At 32.7% G+C, this 22,910-nt stretch carries 18 protein-coding genes; 6 read left to right on the plus strand and 12 right to left on the minus strand.

The window, feature by feature from the left end:
• Positions 1-496: 496 nt before the first annotated feature.
• The 4 genes from lon to HPY57_12065 all read left to right on the plus strand — a co-directional run bounded on the left by lon (position 497) and on the right by HPY57_12065 (position 7,508).
• The gene (gene lon, locus HPY57_12050) at positions 497-2,932 is read left to right on the plus strand and encodes an endopeptidase La (GenBank protein ID NPV12509.1); all 2,436 of its coding nucleotides are present in this window, start codon (positions 497-499) and stop codon (positions 2,930-2,932) included.
• Entirely contained in the window at positions 2,895-3,407 is a 513-nt protein-coding gene (locus tag HPY57_12055; GenBank protein ID NPV12510.1) for a GAF domain-containing protein, read from the plus strand. The genes lon and HPY57_12055 overlap by 38 nt, the downstream gene beginning before the upstream one ends.
• Complete coding sequence (gene dnaX, locus HPY57_12060; GenBank protein ID NPV12511.1) at positions 3,404-5,116, plus strand: DNA polymerase III subunit gamma/tau; 1,713 nt, start codon at positions 3,404-3,406, stop codon at positions 5,114-5,116. The genes HPY57_12055 and dnaX overlap by 4 nt, the downstream gene beginning before the upstream one ends.
• Positions 5,117-5,186: 70 nt before the next feature.
• Positions 5,187-7,508, plus strand: coding sequence for a pullulanase (locus HPY57_12065; GenBank protein NPV12512.1), 2,322 nt, complete (start codon positions 5,187-5,189; stop codon positions 7,506-7,508).
• Positions 7,509-7,614: 106 nt separating this feature from the next.
• Here the strand turns inward: HPY57_12065 and HPY57_12070 are convergent, their stop codons facing one another.
• Entirely contained in the window at positions 7,615-8,496 is an 882-nt protein-coding gene (locus HPY57_12070) for a cobalamin-binding protein (GenBank protein ID NPV12513.1), read from the minus strand.
• Positions 8,496-9,203 carry a hypothetical protein gene (locus HPY57_12075; protein NPV12514.1) on the minus strand — a complete coding sequence of 236 codons (708 nt, stop codon included), beginning with the start codon at positions 9,201-9,203 and terminating at the stop codon, positions 8,496-8,498. Before HPY57_12075 ends, HPY57_12070 begins: the two co-directional genes overlap by 1 nt.
• 134 nt (positions 9,204-9,337) lie before the next feature.
• Here HPY57_12075 and HPY57_12080 point away from each other — a divergent pair, with 134 nt between their 5' ends.
• Positions 9,338-10,390 carry an LLM class flavin-dependent oxidoreductase gene (locus tag HPY57_12080; protein ID NPV12515.1) on the plus strand — a complete coding sequence of 351 codons (1,053 nt, stop codon included), beginning with the start codon at positions 9,338-9,340 and terminating at the stop codon, positions 10,388-10,390.
• A gap of 3 nt (positions 10,391-10,393) precedes the next feature.
• Here the strand turns inward: HPY57_12080 and HPY57_12085 are convergent, their stop codons facing one another.
• The 5 genes from HPY57_12085 to HPY57_12105 all read right to left on the minus strand — a co-directional run bounded on the left by HPY57_12085 (position 10,394) and on the right by HPY57_12105 (position 15,586).
• Positions 10,394-10,876: a PaaI family thioesterase gene (locus HPY57_12085; GenBank protein NPV12516.1), complete on the minus strand. Its 483-nt coding sequence runs from the start codon at positions 10,874-10,876 to the stop codon at positions 10,394-10,396.
• Positions 10,877-10,906: 30 nt separating this feature from the next.
• Positions 10,907-11,749 carry an arsenic efflux protein gene (locus tag HPY57_12090; protein NPV12517.1) on the minus strand — a complete coding sequence of 281 codons (843 nt, stop codon included), beginning with the start codon at positions 11,747-11,749 and terminating at the stop codon, positions 10,907-10,909.
• Between the two features lie 245 nt (positions 11,750-11,994).
• The gene (locus HPY57_12095) at positions 11,995-13,380 is read right to left on the minus strand and encodes an OmpA family protein (protein NPV12518.1); all 1,386 of its coding nucleotides are present in this window, start codon (positions 13,378-13,380) and stop codon (positions 11,995-11,997) included.
• Positions 13,381-13,416: 36 nt separating this feature from the next.
• On the minus strand, positions 13,417-14,265 hold the full coding sequence (locus HPY57_12100; protein ID NPV12519.1) for an OmpA family protein: 849 nt from the start codon (positions 14,263-14,265) through the stop codon (positions 13,417-13,419).
• A 622-nt stretch (positions 14,266-14,887) separates the two neighbouring features.
• Positions 14,888-15,586 (minus strand): hypothetical protein, encoded by a 699-nt coding sequence (locus tag HPY57_12105; GenBank protein NPV12520.1) that lies wholly within the window; start codon positions 15,584-15,586, stop codon positions 14,888-14,890.
• A 377-nt stretch (positions 15,587-15,963) separates the two neighbouring features.
• Between HPY57_12105 and nadA the strand changes: the two genes are divergently transcribed.
• A complete protein-coding gene (nadA, locus tag HPY57_12110) occupies positions 15,964-16,899 on the plus strand; it encodes a quinolinate synthase NadA (protein NPV12521.1) in 936 nt (311 codons plus the stop codon).
• 7 nt (positions 16,900-16,906) lie between these two features.
• On the opposite strand, the gene HPY57_12115 is transcribed toward nadA, so the two are convergent.
• The 5 genes from HPY57_12115 to secF form a co-directional block, all read right to left on the minus strand.
• Positions 16,907-18,133: a HAMP domain-containing histidine kinase gene (locus tag HPY57_12115; protein NPV12522.1), complete on the minus strand. Its 1,227-nt coding sequence runs from the start codon at positions 18,131-18,133 to the stop codon at positions 16,907-16,909.
• Positions 18,130-20,028 (minus strand): N-acetylmuramoyl-L-alanine amidase, encoded by a 1,899-nt coding sequence (locus HPY57_12120; protein ID NPV12523.1) that lies wholly within the window; start codon positions 20,026-20,028, stop codon positions 18,130-18,132. The genes HPY57_12115 and HPY57_12120 overlap by 4 nt, the downstream gene beginning before the upstream one ends.
• Entirely contained in the window at positions 20,009-21,277 is a 1,269-nt protein-coding gene (locus HPY57_12125) for an adenylosuccinate synthase (protein NPV12524.1), read from the minus strand. The genes HPY57_12120 and HPY57_12125 overlap by 20 nt, the downstream gene beginning before the upstream one ends.
• An 80-nt stretch (positions 21,278-21,357) precedes the next feature.
• Complete coding sequence (locus HPY57_12130; GenBank protein NPV12525.1) at positions 21,358-21,699, minus strand: STAS domain-containing protein; 342 nt, start codon at positions 21,697-21,699, stop codon at positions 21,358-21,360.
• A gap of 54 nt (positions 21,700-21,753) precedes the next feature.
• Positions 21,754-22,899 carry a protein translocase subunit SecF gene (gene secF, locus HPY57_12135; protein ID NPV12526.1) on the minus strand — a complete coding sequence of 382 codons (1,146 nt, stop codon included), beginning with the start codon at positions 22,897-22,899 and terminating at the stop codon, positions 21,754-21,756.
• Positions 22,900-22,910: the final 11 nt, after the last annotated feature.

Here is a 22,910-nt window from a genome sequence, read left to right on the forward strand (position 1 = left end):
GGGATAAAAATTATTTACTTCATTCTGATTCATTTAATTGACCAAAATTTCAGTTAAATTTTAAGAAATTAAAAATTAATTGTCAATATGTTGCGTCTTTAGTTAACAAGTATTTAAATGCAATTAAATTAAATCAAACAAAAATTTATCATCATCCTTGTCTATTTACTTTTAATTTATTTAGGGTTTCATATTTTTTAACTTATTGATCTGTATGGTAGAAATTGATTATTTCATTTCTTCATAAATCCGCATTGCCATAAATGGCAATGCTTTGCAAACAAATCATCATAAATGATGATGGCTAAAATTTTTGATGCATTACTTCTCTTCAATATAATTCAAAGTCAATTTCTTTCAGACTTCAAAAGTTTAGTTTTTAATTTTTATTCTATTTAATGCTTTTTCTACACCCATTTCAAAACTTTAATTATTCCTCAACTACTATTTAATTTTTCGTAAATTTGCCTTGAGAAATGGGAGAAAGGAGAAAAAATTGGAAAATTTAGAAACTCAAATTGACATTAGAACGGAACTTTCGTCCACAAATAATCGATTGCCCGTTTTACCATTGCGAGATGTTGTGATTTATCCTTTTATGGTTTACCCGGTTCTCGTCGGAAGAGAAACATCGATGAGAGCTGCTAACTATTCCAACGAAACACACAAATTGATTTTCCTTGTCGCTCAAAAAGATCCAAAAATTGAAGAGCCAAAACCGAACGATTTATATTCAGAAGGAACAATTGCAAGAATAATTCAAGTTCTTAAACTGCCAAATGGTTTGTTGAAAATTATTGTTGATGGAGTTGCTCATGGAATTATAAAAAACTTTGTTGAAAATCAAGAATTCCTCGAGGCTGAAATTGAAATCATTTCTACCGAAATTGAAGAAGGTCCTGAACTTGATGCACTTGTTAGACATATGTCCAATCTTTTCACAGAATACATTAAACTTAATAGAAATATTCCTGGTGATATAATTGCTTCTTTCGAGAATCTTACTGATCCTGCTCGCAAGCTTTATTTTGCTGCTGCAAACATTCAACAAAATGTAGAAGTCAAACAATCAATTCTCAAAGAACTTACTCTCAAAGACAAATTTTATAAATTGATTAAAATCCTGAACTCCGAAATCGACATCCTGAAGATTGAAAAAGAAATTGATATGAAGGTTCAGGAAAATATTCAAAAAGCTCAGCGAAAGTTTTTAATTCAAGAACAGATCAGAATATTGCAGGATGAGCTCGGCGAAGAAGAAGATGTTTCTCCAGAATTTCAAAAGCTTCGCGAGAAAATCAAAAAAGCTAAAATGCCAAAAGATGTGGAGGAAAAAGCTCTCGAAGAATTAAACAAACTTAAAAAGACGCCTCCAATGTCACCTGAAGCAACTGTAATTCGAAATTATCTTGACTGGCTTATCGATTTACCTTGGAGCAAACGAACAAAAGATAATCTTGACCTTGAGCATGTTAGAAAGATTTTAGATGAAGATCACTATGGACTCGAAAAACCAAAAGAAAGAATTCTTGAACACATTGCTGTGTTAAATCTTGTAAAAGAAATGAGAGGTCAAATTTTATGTTTTTGTGGACCTCCTGGAGTCGGTAAAACTTCTCTCGCAAAATCGATTGCTCGAGCACTTGGAAGGAAATTTGTTCGTATATCGCTTGGTGGTGTAAGAGATGAAGCTGAGATTCGTGGACATCGAAGAACTTATATTGGAAGTATGCCGGGTAAAATAATTCAATCAATGAAAAAAGCAGGCGTAATTAACCCAGTTATGTTGCTCGATGAAATTGATAAAATGAGTATGGATTTTCGTGGTGATCCGTCAGCTGCGATGCTCGAAGTTTTAGACCCAGAACAAAATTACGCCTTCAATGATCATTATCTCGATGTTGATTACGATTTATCAAAAGTGCTTTTCATCACAACTGCAAATGTTCGATACAACATTCCACTTCCATTACAGGATAGAATGGAAATCATTGAGCTTCCCGGTTATCTTGAACACGAAAAGCTTGAAATTGCTAAAAGGCATATCATCCCAAAGCAATTTAAAGAACATGGCTTGGATAAATACGATATTCAAATTAGTGACGAGGCAATTCTCCGTATTATTCGTGAATATACCAGAGAGGCAGGAGTGAGAAATCTTGAAAGAGAAATTACATCTATCTTAAGGAAAATTGCAAAAGAAATCGCTCTTGAAAAATCAAAAAACAAAAATATTGGAAATATCACTCGAACAATTACAGGAGAAAATATCGAGACTTACCTGGGCGTTCCGAAATTCAAAGTGAAAAAAATTCCAGCTGAAAATCGAATTGGAACTGCAATTGGTTTAGCCTGGACAAGCGTCGGGGGTGATATTTTGAATGTCGAAGTGACAATTATGGATGGACCGGAGAGATTAACTTTGACTGGTCAACTCGGCAATGTAATGAAGGAATCCGCTCAAGCTGCTCTAAGTTACATTAGATCAAATGCAGAACTACTCGGACTTGATCCTCATTTCTATAAAGGGAAGGAAATTCATATTCATCTTCCGGAAGGTGCAATTCCGAAAGATGGTCCATCAGCTGGAATAACAATGACTATGGCAATGATCTCAGCAATCAAAAGAATTCCAGCTCGTGCCGATGTTGCATTGACCGGCGAAATCACCTTGAGAGGAAATGTCCTACCAATCGGTGGACTAACTGAAAAACTTCTGGCTGCCCAAAGATATGGAATTAAAACCGTTCTGATTCCAAAAGACAATTTGACTGACTTAACTGAAATTCCTGAATCGGTAAAAAAGCCACTGAAAATTATCCCAATTGATAAAATAATTGATGCAATTCCTTATGTCTTTGAGAATTTTGAAATAAAAGAACAAACTAAGAAGAATGTCAAAAATGCCAAGCGTAAATCTAAATCAAAATAATAAAGAAGAAACTTATCGATCGTTAATTCCAATTTGTGAGTCACTTGTTAATGACGAACAAGAGTGGATTTCATTGCTTTCAAATTTTTCAGCTTTACTAAAACAAACATTCGAATCTTTTTCGTGGGTTGGATTTTATCTTCTGAAAGATAGTCGCTTGATTCTTGGACCGTTTCAAGGCAAAGTCGCTTGCTCATTTATTGAAATTGGGAAAGGTGTCTGTGGAACATCTTTTCAAGAAAGAAAAACAATTTTGGTTGAAGATGTGAACAAATTTCCAGGTCACATTGCTTGCGATGAAAATTCAAGATCGGAAATTGTTGTACCAATTTTTATTGACAATCAAATAATTGGCGTACTTGACATTGATAGTTATAATTACTCAAATTTCGATGAGACAGATCAAAAATATCTTGAAACTTTAGTCTCAATTCTTTCTAAAAAATTAAAACAACTTAACTACAAATTACTATGACAAACTTTTTAGTAACTGCTCGCAAATGGAGACCACAAAAATTTGAAGATGTTGTTGGTCAGGAACATATAACTCAAACTCTTAAAAATTCAATTAAAAGTGGGAAGATAGCTCACGCTTTCATATTTAGTGGTCCGCGAGGAATTGGTAAAACCTCGACAGCAAGAATTCTTGCTAAGTCATTGAACTGTCCAAATCAAAAAGATTATAATCCTTGCAATCAATGTGAAGTATGTGAATCGATCACAAATGGTTCAAACATAGATGTAATCGAAATTGATGGCGCATCAAATAGAAGAATAGATGAGATTAGAACTCTTCGTGAATCTGTTCAATACGCACCTTCGACTGTTAAATACAAAGTTTATATTATTGACGAAGTGCATATGCTTACAACCGAATCTTTCAATGCTCTTCTAAAAGTTTTGGAAGAACCACCACCACATATAATTTTTATTTTTGCGACAACTGATATTCACAAAGTTCCTGCGACAATCCTTTCAAGATGTCAAAGGTATGAGTTTCGTAGATTAACAACTGAAGAGATAAAGAATCATCTTATTAAAATTGCTCAATACGAAAACATTGAATACGATGAAGATGCATTGAGATTTATCGCCCGCCGAGCCGATGGTGCAATGAGAGATGCTCAAAGTTTATTCGATCAAATTGTCGTTTACTCAAATGGAAAAGTCGTTCTTGATGAAGTTAAAGATATTTTGAACATTATCGATGTCGATCTTTATTTCCGAGTTTCAGATGCAATAAAGAATAGAGAAATCGAGGAAGCTTTCCGAATTGTTAATGATATTTATTTCAATGGCTGGGACTTGAATACATTTATTAATGATTTGATTGAACATTTTAGAAACTTACTCACAGTTGCTGTGACTGGAAATACAGATCTAATTGAAGAATCTGAATCGACAAAAGAGAAATACAAAGAGACTTCAAAAGATTTTACCGTTAGAGATTTGCTAAGAATTCTTTCATTCCTTTCAAAAACTCAATTTGAGTTGAAGCAAGCAGCCAATCAGAAAATGAAATTAGAAATTGCTCTTGCCCAATTGATCGATTTGCCCAGAGCCGCCGAAGTTGATGAATTAATTCAAGAGATCAAAAAATTAAAGAAAGATGGTTTACCTACTTCAGGTAATTCATCAACTCCAATTCAATCAATGGAAAAAAAAAGCCCAGTAACTGAAGTAAAAGAACCAGAACCAAAGCTTAATCTTACTTCAAAACAATCTAAATCTGAATCTGAAAACAAGATAGTAATAAACTCTACTTCTGCCCAGAGTTTACCGCCCACTATTGACAAAGTAATTTCCAAATGGAACGATTTCGTTCAAAATCTAAGCATTAAACAAAAACAAGTTGGCGATGCATTTAGCAATTCAAAAGTTGTTAAAATTGAAAACAACATTCTTCACATTTACTCAAATATTTTAGCATCTAATCCATCAATTCTTATATCTTATCGCAATTTTCTTTTTAAAGAGTCGAAAGATTTTTTTGGAATTGGTTACAAATTTTTTGTGACCGAAAAAGCACCAAATGGTGAAATTGAAATTGCAATCGATCAAATAAATCGTAAAACGGAAAAGCAAGCTGAAATTCATAATGAGATAGATCTCAATTTAACCGATGAGGATCAATTGATACGCCAATCAGTTATTGAAATATTAAAAGGTCGACCGCTTCATTAAATAAATGAATTTTTTATTTGTTTAAATTTATTCTTCAACCAGTATATAATCATAAAAGGCGGTAAACTTTATGAAAGCAAAAATTTTTTCCTGCCTTAAAAAAACTTTAGTTCTAACAACACTAATAATTTTAATATTGCCTATGCCTCGAAAAATACAAGCACAACAATTTATTGAAACGGCAGAAATTCTTGATGTGGATTCAATTGCCGTTAAACTCTCAAGGAACGATGTAAAGATTGAACTTTCTGATATTAAGTTATTTGGAATTTCTACAATAAAAAGTATTGAACAGCATCACGATATTCTTTTCATTAATACTTCGGAGATTGATCTATCTGAGATTCATTACATCGAAATCAAAGGATTCGGCCGGAAAAAATTAGAACCAACTGGCATCTTAGATAAGTTTTATTCCCATAAAAAACTTGGATGGGAAATCAAAAATGGTAAAACATATTTTAACTTATTTGCACCAAGAGCAAAACTTGTAAAACTTGTTCTTTTTGATAATTATGATGATTACGACGGCAAAGAATATTTTATGAGCAAAGATAGAGACGGTGTCTGGAGTTTTGAAATCGAAGGTGAGCTCTACGGGAAATATTATGCTTATCGAATTGATGGTCCTTCTGATAAAACTGAAATGTTCAATTTTAATGTCCTCGTTGCCGATCCATATTCAACTGCTGTTGCTTCAAAAAATTCTTATGAACACGAATCCCGCACTTTAATTTACAAAGATGATTTCGACTGGGAAGGTACTGACTGGGTCAAAATTCCTATGAATGAACTCGTGATTTATGAAATGCATGTCAGGGATATGACTGCTCATCCAAGTTCGGGTTCATCTCAACCTGGCACTTATACAGGAATGATCGAGAATAACATCAGAGGTGGATTAAACTACATTAAATCACTTGGAGTAAATGCAGTTGAACTCTTACCAATTCACGATTTTGCAAATTGGGAAATTCCGTACAAAAGACATTATCGCGGTTATTATAATACATGGAATCCTTATGAGCGAAATCACTGGGGATATATGTCAACTTATTTCTTTGCTCCCGAGAGTTATTATGCATCAAACGGAACTTCTAAATTTGGCGAGTGGAACGGAACTGATGGTCGACAGGTTCGCGAATTAAAAGAAATGATTAAAGCTTTTCACAAAGAAGGTATCGCTGTTATTTTAGATGTTGTTTATAATCATACCTCTCAATACGATTATAATCCTTTCAAATACATTGATAAAAAATATTATTACCGTCTCGATCCCGACCAGAATTTTCTTTCTTTCAGTGGTTGTGGAAACGATTTTAAAACTGAAAGACCAATGGTAAGAAGATTAATTTTAGAATCAATAAAATATTGGATGACCGAATACAAAGTGGATGGCTTTCGCTTTGATCTTGCAAATTTAATTGATGAAGAAACCTGCAGATTAATAATTGAAGAAGCTCGGAAAATCAATCCTGATGTAATTATCATCGCAGAACCCTGGGGCGGTGGATATAATCCTGCAGGATTTTCAAAAATGGGATGGGCTGCTTGGAATGACCAGGCACGAAACGGCATCAAAGGCGAAAATCCGTTTAATCGTCAGAGCTTCATTTTTGGCAAGTGGGATTTCGGGGTAAATCAAGATGTAATGAAAAGATTTTTCTCTGGAACTCTTGAAATTTTAGGCGGACTGTTTCAAACTCATGAACATTCAATTAATTATCTCGAATCTCATGATAATTATACTCTTGGTGATTTCATTCGACTCGCAATTGGTAAAATTGAAAGGAATGATGTTGTCAAAGACGAGAAAAAACATACCTCATTAACGCCAATCGAACTCAAAATAAACAAACTTGCAGCCTTAACATTGTTTACTTTACAGGGTCCAGTTATGATTCACGAAGGTCAGGAATTTGCTCGCTCAAAAGTAATTGCCAATACCGATGTCGAAGATATTCACATCGGCACTATCGATGAAAATAGTTACAATAAAGATAACGAGACAAACTATATCAACTATAATCACGTTGATTGGAATCAAGAACTCTGGAATTACTACAAAGGATTAATAGAACTCAGAAAAAAACTTCCACAGATTAGAAATTCAAAACTTGAAGATTTGAACTTCTTAGCTGATTCAAAAAATCAATTCTGTGTTGGTTATCACTCTACCAAAAAAGCAGAGAAAGTTGGAGAATTAACTGATGAAGTTGTTGTGATCGTAAATGGCAGTCAAACTTCTGCAGGTGAGATAAGATTACCCGAAGGAGAATGGATTGTGCTTGTCGATGGAGCGAAAGTTTATTCAGATATTGATGCAAAGATTGTGTATCAAGGTAAAGTACTAATTCCACCAATTGAAGGAATAATATTAATCAAACGTTAACCTCAAGAGTTTTTTAAAAGTTTTTATCAAAAATTTATTAATCCTCTAGAATAAAATTTCTTAATTCTAAATCGCAGATCAAGAATTAAAATAAATTCTATCTTCTTCAGTGTTTACTTAATTCTTTTTGTAAAAACTCAATTGCGTCAATAAAGCGAGGTCCAGGCCTGAAAAATAAATCTTGATCTACATAAATAATTTTTCCCTTCTTAATTGCATTTATTTCTTTCCACTCCGGGTATACTTCCAGAATCTTTTCAATTGAAAAATTGATCGATGGCAGGAGAATTACATCAGGATTTTTATTAATGACCTCTTCGCGTGAAATCATCGGATAAGCTGAAAATGATTTTTCAGGTGCGATATTTTCAAGATTTACTGAACTCAAGATTTCATCAATAAAAGTATTTTTACCTGCTATAATCAAGGGCGAAAAAGAAACTACGAACATTGCCGTCTGTCTTTGAAATCTTTCCGAATTTATTTTGTTCAACCTTTTTTCGATATCCGAAATTATTGAGTCTGCTTCTTTCTCTCTGTTTAAGATTTCTCCGATATCTCTAATTGATTTTTTGATACCGCTAAGATTTTTTGGATTAGTTACATAGACATTCAGACCAAGATTTTTCAATTTATCGTAAAGTTCTTTTGTATTCCCTTCAACAGTTAGAAAAATTAAATCGGGATTTAAATCAACTATCTTCTCTAAGTTTAGATGAAACATATCACCGACAACCGGAATTTTATTTGTCTCCTCTGGATAATTACAAAAATTCGTTCTTCCCACAAGCAAATCACCAGCACCTAAGGCAAAGATGATTTCGGTTAAGTTTGGTGCGGCAGAAATTATTCGCTCAGGATTTTTGGTTAACTCAATTCTATTACCTAAATCATCAAAATAAATTTTGGTTGGTAAAGATTTTTTTTCTTTAGTACAGGAGATAAGAACAAAAGACAAAGCTATTATTCCAATGATTAAATTTTTCATTATTTCTCCCAAGGAAATTTGCCGGGGAAAATTTCTCTTCCGTTATAATTAAAAAACTCCTTTAACTCAGGACAACTGATCGAATAACCGTGTTGTCTTTTCCATGGATTTCTTTGATTTTTCTTTTCAAGTAATTCCCCGTGATTACAGTAAGGATCATTCTCCATAAGTTTTATTGCTTTTTCTTCCCCTTTTTGTGCAAGTTCAATATCTTCAGGATTATTTGGTCCAATGAAAGTCACCATACTCTCTGGAATTTTTAATGCTTCTCGATGTAAATGAAATCTTCTTTCTTTAAACTTAAATGTAACCATCACTATGTGTTCTGGATAATAACCGAGATATTCACGGAACCTGCAAATTGGGAATAATAAATTCTCAAATGAATCCCTTGAAAATTCCTCTGTGGTAGTTCGAGACTTCAATTCATCACTTAAATATCCGAGATGATTGGCAATCTCCCAGTACATCTGAGACTCAGATCTAAAAAATGCTTCTTTCCTTGATTGCCCTCCTGTAAAAATTAAAAATGACTCTTTATCACCTTCAGCAATTTCACATCCAACTCTGATATGTTCAATATAAAGTTTTGGTTCACCTTTTTGAAAAGGAAATAAAAACCAATTTGAGTCATCATACACATTTTCAAAACTCTTACCAATATAAACCGAATGACCTGCAACAATTATAAGTTTATTGTATTTCATAAAAGATTGTTCTCCATTTAATTAAAGAAAAATTGTTTTAATCATTATGCTAATTTAAAAGAATAGTTTTGAAATTAATTAACTTATGAACTTAAAATTTTTGAACTTTGTTAATATCTCAAAAAAGGAACATTATGGAGTTAGGAATTTATTCATTCGGTGATAGAACAATAGATTTTACGACCGGCGAATTAATAAGTGAAGCCGAAAGATATAGAAGACTTCTTGAAGAGATAAAATTGGCAGATGAGGTTGGACTTGATGTCTTTGGAATTGGTGAACATCATCGTCCGGATTATATTATTTCATCTCCAATTGTTGTTTTATCTGCGGCGGCATCTATCACAAAAAAAATTAGACTTACTAGTGCTGTTAATGTATTAAGTTCAGATGATCCTGTCAGATTATTCCAGCAATTTGCTACACTTGATTTAATTTCAAACGGTCGAGCAGAAATAATGGTAGGTCGAGGTTCATTCATCGAATCATTTCCTTTATTCGGTTATGACCTTCAAGATTATGAAGAATTGTTTGAAGAGAAATTACAGATGTTGCTTCATATTAGAGAAAATACAATTGTCAACTGGAAAGGTAATTTTACACAAACAATTTTGAATCGAGGTGTTTATCCAAGACCACTTCAAAATCCCTTGCCTGTTTGGATCGCAATGGGTGGAACTCCTGAATCAGCAATTCGAGCTGCTAAATACGGCTTGCCTCTTGCGATTGCAATAATTGGAGGACTTCCGGAACGATTTAAATATTTTGCTGATTTGTATCGAAGTACGGCGGAAAAACTCGGTCACAAAACCAAATTAAGTATCAACTCTCATGGTTTTATTGCTGAAACCAGCCAGGAAGCTATAAATCTTTCTTTCCCTGCAGTAAAATTCCAAATGGACAGAATTGGTAGAGAAAGAGGTTGGTCACCAATGACTAAAGAGCAATATGAATTTTCTGCAACTTTACGAGGTGCTAACTTCGTGGGAAGTCCAGATCAAATTATTGAAAAAATTTTATTTCAATATGAAATTTTTCAGCATGATAGATTTCTAATTCAATTTACTGTTGGGACACTACCACACAACAAAGTTCTTAAATCAATTGAATTATTTGGCGATAGAGTTGCACCCGTTGTTAGAAAAGAAATTAAAAAATTAAAAAAGATTGAAGACAAAGTAACTTAAATATTACAATTTCATTTCATCTCTTATCATATCTTGAGGCATTTGAACAGCTACCACTCTTCCTTTTGCAGTTATAATCCCATTTGCTGAAACAGTAATTTCAGTTATTACTTTTCTACCTTTTACTTCTACTATTTTGCCCCTTAGTTCCAACTCGATTCCCAGCGGAGTTGGTTTTAAATAATCTACTTGGAGAGAAGCCGTTACAAATCTGAAAGGTGGGAAAGAGCCAGGTTGACGATTTTCTGCCTTATATGCAGCAAGCGCAGCTGAACCTGTACCATGACAATCAATTAAAGAAGCAATTAATCCACCATAAACATAACCAGGAATTGCAATGTGATATGGTTTTGGCGTAAAGCGAGCAATTGTCTCGTCACCATCCCAGTAACTTTTCAGTTGATGTCCGTATTCATTAAGCCTTCCACAACCATAACAATAACTCAATTCTTCTGGATAAAAATCCTGAATCCCTTTTATTTCCATTTTTCCCTCAAGATTATTTTTGGATTTTTCTTACAGTCCAAATGAAAAGAAAATTAGTCCAATAATTATTCCAAATGTAAAATTAAATATTTTGATTTTTACAGTATCTTCGATTGAATAGGAAAGCATTGGCAGCATTCCGTGTCCATCTTGAACGATCGAACTCGTTAAAAGCACCGAAAAAGGAATCATTCCATCAGCAAACAATTTCACAAAAATGATGTGTGGGCCTGATTCAGGAATTAACCCAACCAAAGCTGCGATGAATAAAAAAGCAATCTTATAGTTAGAAGTAAAGGAACTTAAATCGATATATTTAAGGGTTAATTCTACAACGAGAAGCGCAAGGAATGTCCAGATTGCAATTTTCCAAATATGTTTTTTGATTATATGTTCCCAAATATGTTCAAGTAAAAAATGTTTTAATGATTTTTCTTTTTCATGAATGACTAAATTTTCGCAATTCACACAAACATTGATTTTTAATTTGTTCACAATTTTATCAACAATAATTCCACCAAATATTCCCAAGACAAAAAGTATAGCAAATATTAAAATAGCCGTTTTAGGAATCATTGCCAACATTATATAAGCTTCATCACCAGAAACTGCTATCATTGACCCTGCCAATGCACCAAAGCTTATTAATCCGTGCATATAGAGTGAAACGTTTGTTATTCCACCAAAACATCCTGGTAATGAACCAATGAAAGAAGACAAAACATACTGTCTATACTTGCCTTCCCCTTCAAGAAATGTTTTTATTTTTCCGTTAGTCCAGGTATTAATTAAATCAACTAAAATCATCATTAATGCGACGATTAATGTGATTTCAATTGTTTCTTTGAAAACTTTTTCAAACATTTCTAACATTTTATTGCTCCATTTTCAACTCAATTAATTAGATGAAATTACTCTAATTTGGTTTTTATGAAATCAAACAAATCTAATTCTTATTTGATTATTCTTAAATTTTATTTTCTGAAACTTTAATCAAAAGTCAAAAAGAATAAATTTTTAATTAAAGAGTAAACTGAAAATTCTGTATGCAAAGATATTATTTAAAACAGAAAAGCCGTCGTTAAGACGGCTTTTCTTTGATTTCAATTACACAAATCTTATTTCTCAAGTAATTCAATCACCAATACTCTTCTATTCTTCCAGTATTCTTTTCTAACCTTAGTAACTGGTTGAGTCTCACCAAACCACTTGGTCATAAATCTATTCTTATCGATACCTTGGCTTACCAGATATTTGTAAACGGTATTGGCTCTTCTCTCAGATAGTTTCATATTGTAAGCAGCAGGTCCAATTGGACATGCATGACCTTCGATAGAGAACATTGCATCTGGATTATCTTTCATGAACTTAACAGCTTCATCAAGTTTTGCTTTTTCTTCTTTTCTAAGGTCATATCTATCGAAACCGAAGTAAACTGTAACTTTATATGCTTCCTCTTTAACAGGGCATCCATCTTTATCTACTTTAACACCTGCTGGAGTATCTGGACACTTATCTAAGTAATCTGGTACTCCATCTCCATCACTATCAACTGGGCAACCGTTCTTGTCGACCTGTACACCCGCTGGTGTATCTGGACATTTATCTAAGTAATCTGGTACTCCATCCCCATCACTATCAACTGGACAACCATCTTTGTCAACTTTTGCACCAGCTGGAGTATTTGGACATTTATCTAAGTAATCTGGTACTCCATCTCCATCAGTATCAACAGGACATCCATCTTTATCAACTTGAACACCTTTAGGTGTATTTGGGCATTTGTCTAAATAATCTGGAACACCATCTTTATCAGAATCAATTGGACAACCAAATTCATCAACCTTCACACCTTTAGGAGTATTAGGACATTGATCATACTTATCAAGAACACCATCTCCATCTGAATCTAAATCCTTAGAGAAAGTAAAACCAAATCCAACTGATACTGTTGCATATCCATCATTAGAATTTCCACTCTTTATTCCTTCAAAGTAATCTTGCCCACCAAAGTTATATGCAGCGGCTAAATTCAAGCTAAAGTTGTCTGAGAGTAAGTATTTTAAACCGCCTTCACCATATACGGAAATTGCTTTATTATCATCAGCAATTTTTTTGGAATGATAAAATGTATAATTCAAACCTGCACTTAAATATGGCAACCATTGAGAAGTCCCATATGCATACATTAATCCTAATTTAGCATCATAGACAAAATTTCTTGCTGCTTTCCCAGTCATATCTTTGAATTTTAAGAAATTGTAACTTCCTAAAAGTCTTAGACCAAATGCATGTTCACTCTTTGTTGAGAAGAAATATTCTAAACCTCCCCTTACAGTTGGGAAATTTAATTTATTGCCTTTATCAACAACAGAAATATTTAATCCGCCATCAAGTGTGGCTCCGAAATATCCACTTAATGGGCTATAAGTTTTGTCCTGTGCCTGTGATAAACCAACAAGGACAAAAAACACTAGACTAAATGTTAGTAATTTCTTAAACATTTTATTCCTCCAATTTTTGTTTTTAATATAATAAATTTATCTAATTTTTGTAATAACTACTCTACGATTTTTCTGTCGACCTTCTTCTGTTTTGTTATCAGCTATTGGATAATTTTCACCCATCCCTTCAGCAATTAAATTTTCAGCTTTAATTCCCAAACTAATCAAATACTTTTTTACTGCATCAGCTCTTTCCTGAGATAGTTTTTTGTTAAACTCTGATGAACCTTGACTATCAGTGTGACCTTCAATTCTCCACTTTGAATCAGGATATTTCTTCATTATTTCTGCTAACTTTTTTATCTCAGTTTTTGCTTTATCCGTCAAAGTAGATTTTCCAGCTTCAAAGGTTGTCATACCCTGAAGAATAAAAGATGTTTCCTCAATTTCTGGTTTTTGCTCTCGTGGACATCCAGACTCATTAACCTCAACATTTTCAGGTGTATCCGGACACTTATCAAGATAATCGGGAACTCCATCTCCATCTGAATCAATTGGACAACCTTTATCATTTACTCTTACATCTGCTGGTGTATCTGGACATTCATCAAAAGGATCAAGAACACCATCTTTATCTGAATCTAATGGACAACCTTTTTCATCAACTGGAAATCCTGTTGGAGTACCTGGACATCTATCAAGATAGTCAGGAATACCATCACTATCAGAATCGATCGGACAACCGAATTTATCCACAACAACTCCGTGCGGTGTATCTGGACATTTGTCAAATTTATCTTCAACACCATCACCATCTGCATCATTTAGAGTTTTTAAGGGACAGCCAAAGTCATCGACTTTGATTCCAAATGGAGTATTTGGGCATAAGTCAAATTTGTCAATTACCCCATCTTTGTCCGAGTCTTTCACTCCACCAAAATAAATTGAAAATCCTGCTAAGCCTGTGAGATAAACATCTTTTTTCGAATTTACTTTTCCATCAATCTCATCGGTATTGGGATAATTAAAATTACCTGCAAAATTGAGAGTAAGACCCTCAGCTAATTTTATTTTAAAACCTGTTTCACCGTAAAATCCAATAGTTATATTTCTTTTTGTATTATAAACTTCATTCCTTCTATCATCCAAAACTTTATACCAATAATTAGAATAACCGCCAATACTTATATAAGGGCTTAGTACATCAAAAGTTAACATATAATTTAAACCAACATAGACATCGAGGAAATATGTCAAAAAGTCAACTGAATTTCTTGTTGGTGATCCAATCAAAATTGGATTAGAACTTTTTGCATATAAAGTTCCGTATCCACCGGCTAATTTAACTCCAAAAATTCCCTTCGAATAAGATTCAAAAAAATATTCCATTTCAGCTTTACTATAAAACCCCAATTGTGATTTGCTAAAATCACTCAGGACATATGTTACTCCTCCTCCAATTCCGAGCCAGTAAGAATTACTAAATTGATTTATATGAAAACTATTCTGTGAGAAAATCGGGGAAGGAAAGGTTAAAAGAATTAGTAAAAAAAATTTTTTCATATTCTCACCTAATTCTTTGTTTTCTAAATAAATGAATTGATATACCAGTTGAAGCAGTTAAAAATGAATCCTTTTTTCTTGAAACGAAACCATCAAATTCATCCTTATTCCCCTTAACATACTTAACTGAAAAATTGTAACTAAAATTATTATGAATGAAATAACGTATTCCGAACTCACCTGAGAATGTGGTAAATGGATTTCGTTTACTATTTGTATAAAGTGAATAACCATTTTTTTCCAATGGGATGAAATTAAAAAAATAATTTAAACCAACTGATAAATAAGGAATTACCAATCCTCTCCCCGCGGCTAAAACAACAGATGGTTCAAGCAAAACAAAAGGTGTATTAAAATCATAAATTACTCTTTTTAATGTACCATCACCACTCAATCTGCCTGTGTTTGAGTTACCATTTAATTCACCATAATAACCATTTAACCTGAAACCAAAAGTGAACAAACTTTTGGAAGGTAAATAATACTCTACCCCTGCTCTTGCCATATAACCAATAGCTGGAGTCTGAAAATCCGTAAAGGGTAAAGTAACGCCTCCTTCAAAAGTTGCAACCCAGAATTTCTCGAGTGAATTATACTTTGATTTAAGTTCGATGACTTGTTGAGCCTTTATTGTATTTTGACTTTCTACAATTATTAGGATAAAAAAGAAAAAAACTAAATTTTTTCTTGAAATATATTTCATTTTTATGACCCTGACTTTTGGTTTTAATTTGGTAAAAAAAATATAAGTTGTCAAGTATACAAAACTTAATAAAACAAAATAAGTTATCAGGATTAATTAAAGCGTAATTTTAAAGCAAAGAATATAATTCATTTCTAAATGGTGAGAATAAGGGGAATAATTCATCAATGATAAATAACCGAGGAAATAAAAAAGACTGCCAGAGAGGAGGGGAACTCTGGCAGTAGGAGAATTACGAATTTAAGGAGGTCTAAGGAGGAGGTATTTTCAACTCAAATTCGCACTGCAAATTTTAAAATTTTTTCTTAATTATCCAAACATTTGTTGTTTTATAATATTTCATCAATTACTTTTGCACTGCAAAAATTTGAAAAGATATGATTACAACCGAGATTAATTTATCAAAAGAAATACTTAAGCTTAAAAAAGAGCTTAATGCGGTTATTTTGGCTCATTATTATCAAGTTCCTGAAATTCAGGATATTGCTGATTTTGTAGGCGATAGTCTCGAATTATCTAAACAAGCCTCAAAAACTAATGCTAATGTAATTGTTTTTGCCGGCGTTCATTTTATGGCTGAAACAGCGAAAATTTTAAATCCTGCGAAAAAAGTAATTTTACCTGATCTTGAAGCAGGCTGCTCTCTTTCCGATAGTTGTCCCGCGCCTCTATTCAAAAAATTTCGGGAAGAACATCCAGAATATTTAGCTGTAACTTACATAAATAGCAGTGCGGCAGTTAAAGCTTTAAGTGATATAATCTGCACTTCGTCCAATGCTGAAAAAATAATTAGATCAATCCCGGAGAATCAAAAAATTCTCTTTTCTCCTGATCGAAATCTGGGACGATACTTAATAGAAAAAACTGGAAGAGAAATGCTTTTGTGGGATGGAACCTGTATGGTGCATGAACAATTTGTGCAAAGTAAACTCGAAAAAATTAAAGAAGAAAATCCTGATGCTTTAATTATTGCTCATCCAGAGTGCGAAGAAAAAGTCCTTGATATTTCGGATTTCATTGGTTCAACAAGCCAGCTTTTAAAATTTGTCAAAGAATTAAATCACAATAAATTTATTGTAGCCACAGAAACTGGAATAATTCATCAAATGCAAAAAGCTTGTCCTGATAAAATATTTATTCCCGCACCGCCCGAGGATTCAACCTGTGCCTGCAATGAATGTCCGCATATGAAAAAGAATACACTTGAAAAACTTTATCAATGTATGGTAAATCTTGAACCAGAGATCGTTTTACCAGATGAGCTAATTGAGAAGGCTTACATTCCAATTAAAAGAATGTTGGATTTAAGTTAAAAATCCTTTATTTCTTTAGAACAATTCGCATCACACTTCCTTTGCCGGGGGAGCTGGATTTTACAAAAATTTGTCCTTTATGATATTCTTCGATTATTCTTTTAGCAAGGCTCAAACCAAGACCCCACCCTCTTTTCTTTGTTGAAAATCCAGGCCTAAAAATTTCTTTTCTATATTTCAGGTCTATTCCTTTGCCTGTATCAATAACATCAAGGTAGATATGCTTCTTGTCTTCAGATAGTTGATAAATTATCTTTCCTGATTTATCCTCTATTGCATCAATTGCATTTTTTGTCAGGTTTTCTAAAACCCATTCAAAGAGTTCTGGATTAATTTTTGCTGAGAAATGAGCTTTAGAATTTTTACTTTCATTTTTAATTTCAACATGAAGTTCAATGTTCTTTCCACTTTGAGGAATTCTCCGTTCAAAGTAAGAGATAACACTCTCAATCACCTTTACCAAATCTTCCTGTTTCATTTCAGGTGTTGAACCAATTTTTGAGAATCGATCAGCAACTTTTTTAAGTCGATCAAGATCATTCTCAACTTCAGAGATTAAATCGTTCATCATAACAGGATCATTCAGATTTATTTTTAGAAGTTCAATCCAACCCATTAAACTTGAAAGCGGAGTACCAAGCTGATGAGCAGTTTCTTTTGACAGGCCAACCCAGATTTTACTATTCTCATTTTTCTTGACATAACTAAAACCAATGTATGCAAGCAATATGAAAGCAGCTGCAATTAAAAGCTGTACATACGGATAGTATTTTAATTCTTCTACTAATTTTGAATCACCAAAATGAATCTTATTTAAGATAATAGTGTCAGCATAAGTAACTAGAATTGGTTGATGTGTCTCGTCCATTTTTTTAATTAATTCGGAAATGTATTTAATTCTTTCCTCACGAGTTAAATTTGAATCAATTTCAACATTTCGTATTTGTGATAAATCATCGGGATTAAAATTATCTTCTGCATCGGTTAAAATAAGTGGAAAGTCAATCTCTTGGATTATATTTTCAAAGATAAATGTATAATCTTTTTCTGGTTCATTTGATTGAGCAATATATTCAAGTCCCTTTGCGTAAAGAGTAGCAATTCTCTTTTCTCTTTCCTGAAGTTGCTTGACAACTTTATTGGTATATAAAAGAGTGGCAACAGCTATTATTGAAGCTACGAAAAGCAAAATGAATTTTATGTAAAGCGGAAATTCTCTTCTAAATTTTATCATTCTCTCATCTCATTTAAAAATTTTATTAAAGCATCCTTTATTGCATTTGCAATCTTTAATTGAAATTCATTTTGTTTTAATAACTCTTCCTGTTCAGGATGAATAATAAAAGTTGGTTCAACCAGTAAAGCAATCGTTTCGGAGATACGACACATATAAAGATTATCCCAATACAAACCAAAGTCGGGTATGTTTAATTTATTTTTCAATTCTTCATGCAAATAAAAAGCAAGTTCTTTAGCATTTTGATTGTAGTAATAGACACTAAAACCATTATGTTTCAGGGGATTAACACCATCTGGAACCGCATTATTGTGAATGCTAATTGAAAAATCAGGACTGAAAGACAAAACTTTTGCTTTTCTTTCTCTCAATGGTAAAGGATTATCTTCCCGCGTCAAAAATACTTTGGCACCTTCTTTCTCTAAAACTTCCTTTGTAACTTTTGCAAGAATTAAATTGATATCTTTTTCTTTCAACCCCGATGGTCCTACAGCACCATCATCTGAATTGTGTCCGGGATCAAGAACAATTTTTATATCCTTTAGAGGATTTCCAAAGAATAAAAATCTTTTCTGAATTTTAGGGGTCTTTTTAATTTTAAGGACAAGCACATTACCTTCATATTCAAATGAATATCCCCATAAATGTTTTTGATTGAGCGAAATGGTTATACCAAGCTCTTCATTATTTAATTGTTCCCAAGTAATATTTTGAATTAAACTCTGTTCTGGATCAAAGTAAATCCAATCGATGTTAGAAACCGCATTAAATATTTTTACTTTAAGCTTGAGCGGATCTGTTATAGTTTGAACTTCAAATGGTAATCTCTCATGCAAACCTATTTCTACTCGAACATAATTTGACTCATTCTTTGTTCTAATTACCTCTATCGTGCTTTTAGGAGGCGGGGTTCCTTCTGGCATAAATTCAACTGAACTTTGTGGAACGAAAATGCTTTGATTTTGAGAAAGCTTTAGCCTATAAAATCCACTTCTTTCACCATCATAAACGGCTTTTACTCCCTCAGGTAAAAACATTCGATAACCGAGCATTGGACCTGTTCTTCCAATTACAAGATTTGGATCATACAAGACTTTTACCACTCTTACCTGTTTTGATTGATTAACAGTAATGTTTGTTTTTAAAGTAAACTCCTTTTTACCAAGCTTTTCGTGTTCAAGTTGAACAATGATTTTTTTGTTTGTCCATTTTTCATCTGGAATAATTAAATGTCCAGAATAAATTCCTTTAATGGTATCCTTTGAAAGTTTAAAACCAGATCCAAATACTGCTTCACTGAGATAAAATTGATACATCAGAGGAGTATCAGCTAATGGGAACTTTTCTTTTTCACCTTCAATATAGAAAGTTGCTTTGCAATTTGGAGTTGCCTTAATTTTTATTTCCAGCAATTCGCCAGGATTCAAAATCAAATCTTCGGAAGGTTCAATTTTAAAGTTTTCGTCTATTCTTATTTTATCTTCCGGAAGGTTTTTCAGTGGTTTTGAAATTCTAACAGGATAAAAAATAGTATCTCTGGTAGTATTTCCTGCTAATTCAAAAATAAAATAACCTGTCACAAATTTTTCTTCTGAAAGATAGATTGAGTCTGTAATTTCGGGTAAAATAATTTTGGTGTAATAAAGAAAAGATCCATTTTTATCCACAGGGACTTTCTCAGAATTAACAAAAAGTGACTTACCAGTATTCGAAATTCTTCCAAGCAACAAGCAATATCCATCTTGATCACTAACAATTTGATTTGGTTTTGGATATACAATAATCAATTCATCTTTCTGGTTCTCATTATTTTGAGCGACACTAAAATTAATTATGCTTAGAAAGGCAGTAATAATGTAAAGAAGTATTGAATTAAAGGATAATCGCATCATTTCGTTCAAATCCTGTTGAAATTATTTTAATTTTTAATTCGATATTTTCTTCAATAAAACTCAAATATTCCTTTGCTTTATCTGGCAGATCTTCAAATTTTTTTAATCCAAGAATTGATTTTTTCCATCCTTCAAATGTTTTATAAACCGGCTCTACTTTTGAAAGCGTAACTGAATCAACCGGGAAATAATCAATCAACTCACCATTAATTTTATAAGAAGTACAAATTTTTATTTCATCGAGTTCACTCAACACATCAAGTTTAGTTATTGCCAGATAATCAAATCCATTTATTTGGGATGAAAATTTTAATGCAGGTAAATCGAGCCAACCACATCTTCGTGGTCTTCCAGTTGTTGCGCCATATTCATTACCGCTCTGTCTAATAACATCTCCAATTTCATTTTTTAATTCAGTTGGAAAAGGACCTTCTCCAACTCTTGTGCAATAAGCTTTTGTAACACCATAAATTTCTTTTATTAGTTTTGGATTAATACCTGAACCAGTCAGCGCTCCACCTATTGAAGGATTTGAGGAAGTTACAAACGGATAAGTTCCATGATCAACATCAAGTAAAGAACCCTGAGCACCTTCAAGTAAAATTTTTTTCCCATTTTCAATCAGTCTTGATACTAAGGTTGAGTCCTTGACAATAAATGGCGTCAGCTTTTGACTTATTTCAAACAAATAATCTTTTAATTCTTCGAAGACAAACTTTTCAGAATTATAATAATGCTGAACAAGTAAATTTTTTATTTCAAGATTTTTTTCGAGCAAAGAAAAAGTATAGTTTAGATCAAATAAATCAATTGCTCTTATTCCAATTCTTGAATATTTATCAACATAAGCTGGACCAATTCCCCTGCCGGTTGTTCCAATTTTATTTGCTCTGCTTTCGTTTAATTGATCAAGTATTTTATGATAAGGCAACACAATATGAGTATTAGGTAAGATTTTTATTCTATCACTTATCTCAATGTTATTGTTAATCAATATTTCAAGTTCTTCGAAGAAAGCAGATGGATCAAGAACAACTCCATTGCCTATTACACAAAGTATGTCATCTCGAATTATTCCTGAAGGTATTAAATGAAGAACAAATTTTTTGTTGTTTACGATGATTGTGTGACCTGCGTTTGCACCTCCCTGATATCTTACAACAACATCTACATATTCACTTAGAAGATCAACTATTTTACCTTTGCCCTCATCACCCCATTGTGAGCCAATAATGACAATCGCGCTCATTTCAACTCCTTTTTATTCAAAAAAAAATCCGTATTAGTTCATTGACTAATACGGATAAAATTTACGAGAAAATCATTTTGTTATTTTTGAAAGCTTTTTACAGCTTCTTCAACGGAATTGTAGTGATCGAAAATTGTGATAAGTTTGGTGATCATCAACAAGCTTTCGATTTTATCTGTCACATTTGCAAGCTTTAAGTCACCACCCCCATTTTTCATCGTAGTCAATGCACTTATCAAAATACCAAGACCTGAACTATTGATAAATTTAACATTTGAAAGATCAATTACTACATTCTTTTTACCTTCATCAAGCAACTTATGAAGAAGTGTATTTAACTCAGCGGCGTCTGGACCACCCATCACATTACCATGAAGTTCAAGAACAACAGCGTTGTAAACTTCTTTTTGTTTTATTTTCATATTAAACCCATTGTTTTATTTGTAATTTATTTATGCTGAGATGAACTTTCAAGTTTAAAACTCAATTTTTCCTTTTTTACGTTTCATTGTCCAATCATAGACAATAGCCGAAGCAATATAAATTGATGAATAGGTACCAGTTATAATACCTATCATAAAAGTAAAGGCAAATCCACGATTAACTTCACCACCAAATAGCAGCAATGCCAACACAACTAAAAACACAGTACCAGAAGTTAAAATTGTTCTTGATAGAGTTCGGTTTATACTCATATTGAAAAGATCTTTTAAATCCATTGTTTTATGGATCTTAAGATTTTCACGAATTCTATCAAACACAACGACTGTATCATTAACTGAAAATCCAACCAGAGTTAAAAACGCCGCTATTATTGATTGAGTAATTTCAAGATTTAATCCTGGTATCAAACCATTGAAGAAAGAAACAAATCCTAGTGTAACAAGAACATCGTGGAAGAGAGCGAGAACAGCTCCAACACCAAACACAAACTTAAACCTAAATCCTAAGTAGATCAAAATAACGATCAAAGAAAGGAAGATTGCAATAACAGCATCTCTTCTTAATTCTTTACCAATCTTTGGCCCTACTTTGTCTTCTTTAATGACTTCAAATGAATAATTAGTAAATTTATTTTTTAATCCTTCTCTAATTAAATCTGACACCCCAACTCTTACAATAATATCTCGATTTGTTTCTTCCTGAGAAAATAATCCTGCTTGAAATCCTTTAGAAAGCAATTGATCGACAATAAATTTTGCTGTATCTGGAGAAGAAAAAGTAAAGACTATTGAGTTAGTTGCTTTATCTTTTACTGAATAAAGAGTTTCGGGTATTACTTCTTCAATAGCTTTTTTAATGTTGACAACGATTCTGTCAAATTGTTCTTGAGAAATTTCTTGAAGTGGAGTTCTAATTAAAACATTCTCTGCTGTAGTTCCATAAGTTTTTACTTCCACATTTCCAATTCCAATCTGACTTGCAGCTGTACGGACATCTGCGAGTTGCACAGGTTTATTAAAACTAACTATTACTTCAGTTCCGCCCTTGAAATCAATTCCATACTCAAGACCTTTCACAAAAACAGAGATTAATCCAAGTACAATGAGTGAAATTGAAATAATATAAAATGTTTTACGTTTTCCTAAAAAATCTATGTTTATATTTTCAAATAATCTCATATTTTCTCCTG

Source organism: Ignavibacteria bacterium (genome assembly GCA_013177855.1).
Taxonomy (GTDB): Bacteria; Bacteroidota; Ignavibacteria; order Ch128b; family Ch128b; genus Ch128b.

Bases quoted from the DNA above. Each gene is read 5' to 3' on its own strand.
- HPY57_12095 (NPV12518.1), bottom strand. From the start codon at position 13,380: ATGTTTAAGAAATTACTAACATTTAGTCTAGTGTTTTTTGTCCTTGTT.
- HPY57_12120 (NPV12523.1), bottom strand. From the start codon at position 20,028: ATGATGCGATTATCCTTTAATTCAATACTTCTTTACATTATTACTGCC.
- dnaX (NPV12511.1), top strand. From the start codon at position 3,404: ATGACAAACTTTTTAGTAACTGCTCGCAAATGGAGACCACAAAAATTT.
- HPY57_12055 (NPV12510.1), top strand. From the start codon at position 2,895: ATGTCAAAAATGCCAAGCGTAAATCTAAATCAAAATAATAAAGAAGAA.
- nadA (NPV12521.1), top strand. From the start codon at position 15,964: ATGATTACAACCGAGATTAATTTATCAAAAGAAATACTTAAGCTTAAA.
- secF (NPV12526.1), bottom strand. From the start codon at position 22,899: ATGAGATTATTTGAAAATATAAACATAGATTTTTTAGGAAAACGTAAA.
- HPY57_12070 (NPV12513.1), bottom strand. From the start codon at position 8,496: ATGAAAAATTTAATCATTGGAATAATAGCTTTGTCTTTTGTTCTTATC.
- HPY57_12105 (NPV12520.1), bottom strand. From the start codon at position 15,586: ATGAAATATATTTCAAGAAAAAATTTAGTTTTTTTCTTTTTTATCCTA.
- HPY57_12130 (NPV12525.1), bottom strand. From the start codon at position 21,699: ATGAAAATAAAACAAAAAGAAGTTTACAACGCTGTTGTTCTTGAACTT.
- HPY57_12075 (NPV12514.1), bottom strand. From the start codon at position 9,203: ATGAAATACAATAAACTTATAATTGTTGCAGGTCATTCGGTTTATATT.
- HPY57_12090 (NPV12517.1), bottom strand. From the start codon at position 11,749: ATGTTAGAAATGTTTGAAAAAGTTTTCAAAGAAACAATTGAAATCACA.
- HPY57_12080 (NPV12515.1), top strand. From the start codon at position 9,338: ATGGAGTTAGGAATTTATTCATTCGGTGATAGAACAATAGATTTTACG.
- HPY57_12125 (NPV12524.1), bottom strand. From the start codon at position 21,277: ATGAGCGCGATTGTCATTATTGGCTCACAATGGGGTGATGAGGGCAAA.
- HPY57_12065 (NPV12512.1), top strand. From the start codon at position 5,187: ATGAAAGCAAAAATTTTTTCCTGCCTTAAAAAAACTTTAGTTCTAACA.
- HPY57_12115 (NPV12522.1), bottom strand. From the start codon at position 18,133: ATGATAAAATTTAGAAGAGAATTTCCGCTTTACATAAAATTCATTTTG.
- HPY57_12085 (NPV12516.1), bottom strand. From the start codon at position 10,876: ATGGAAATAAAAGGGATTCAGGATTTTTATCCAGAAGAATTGAGTTAT.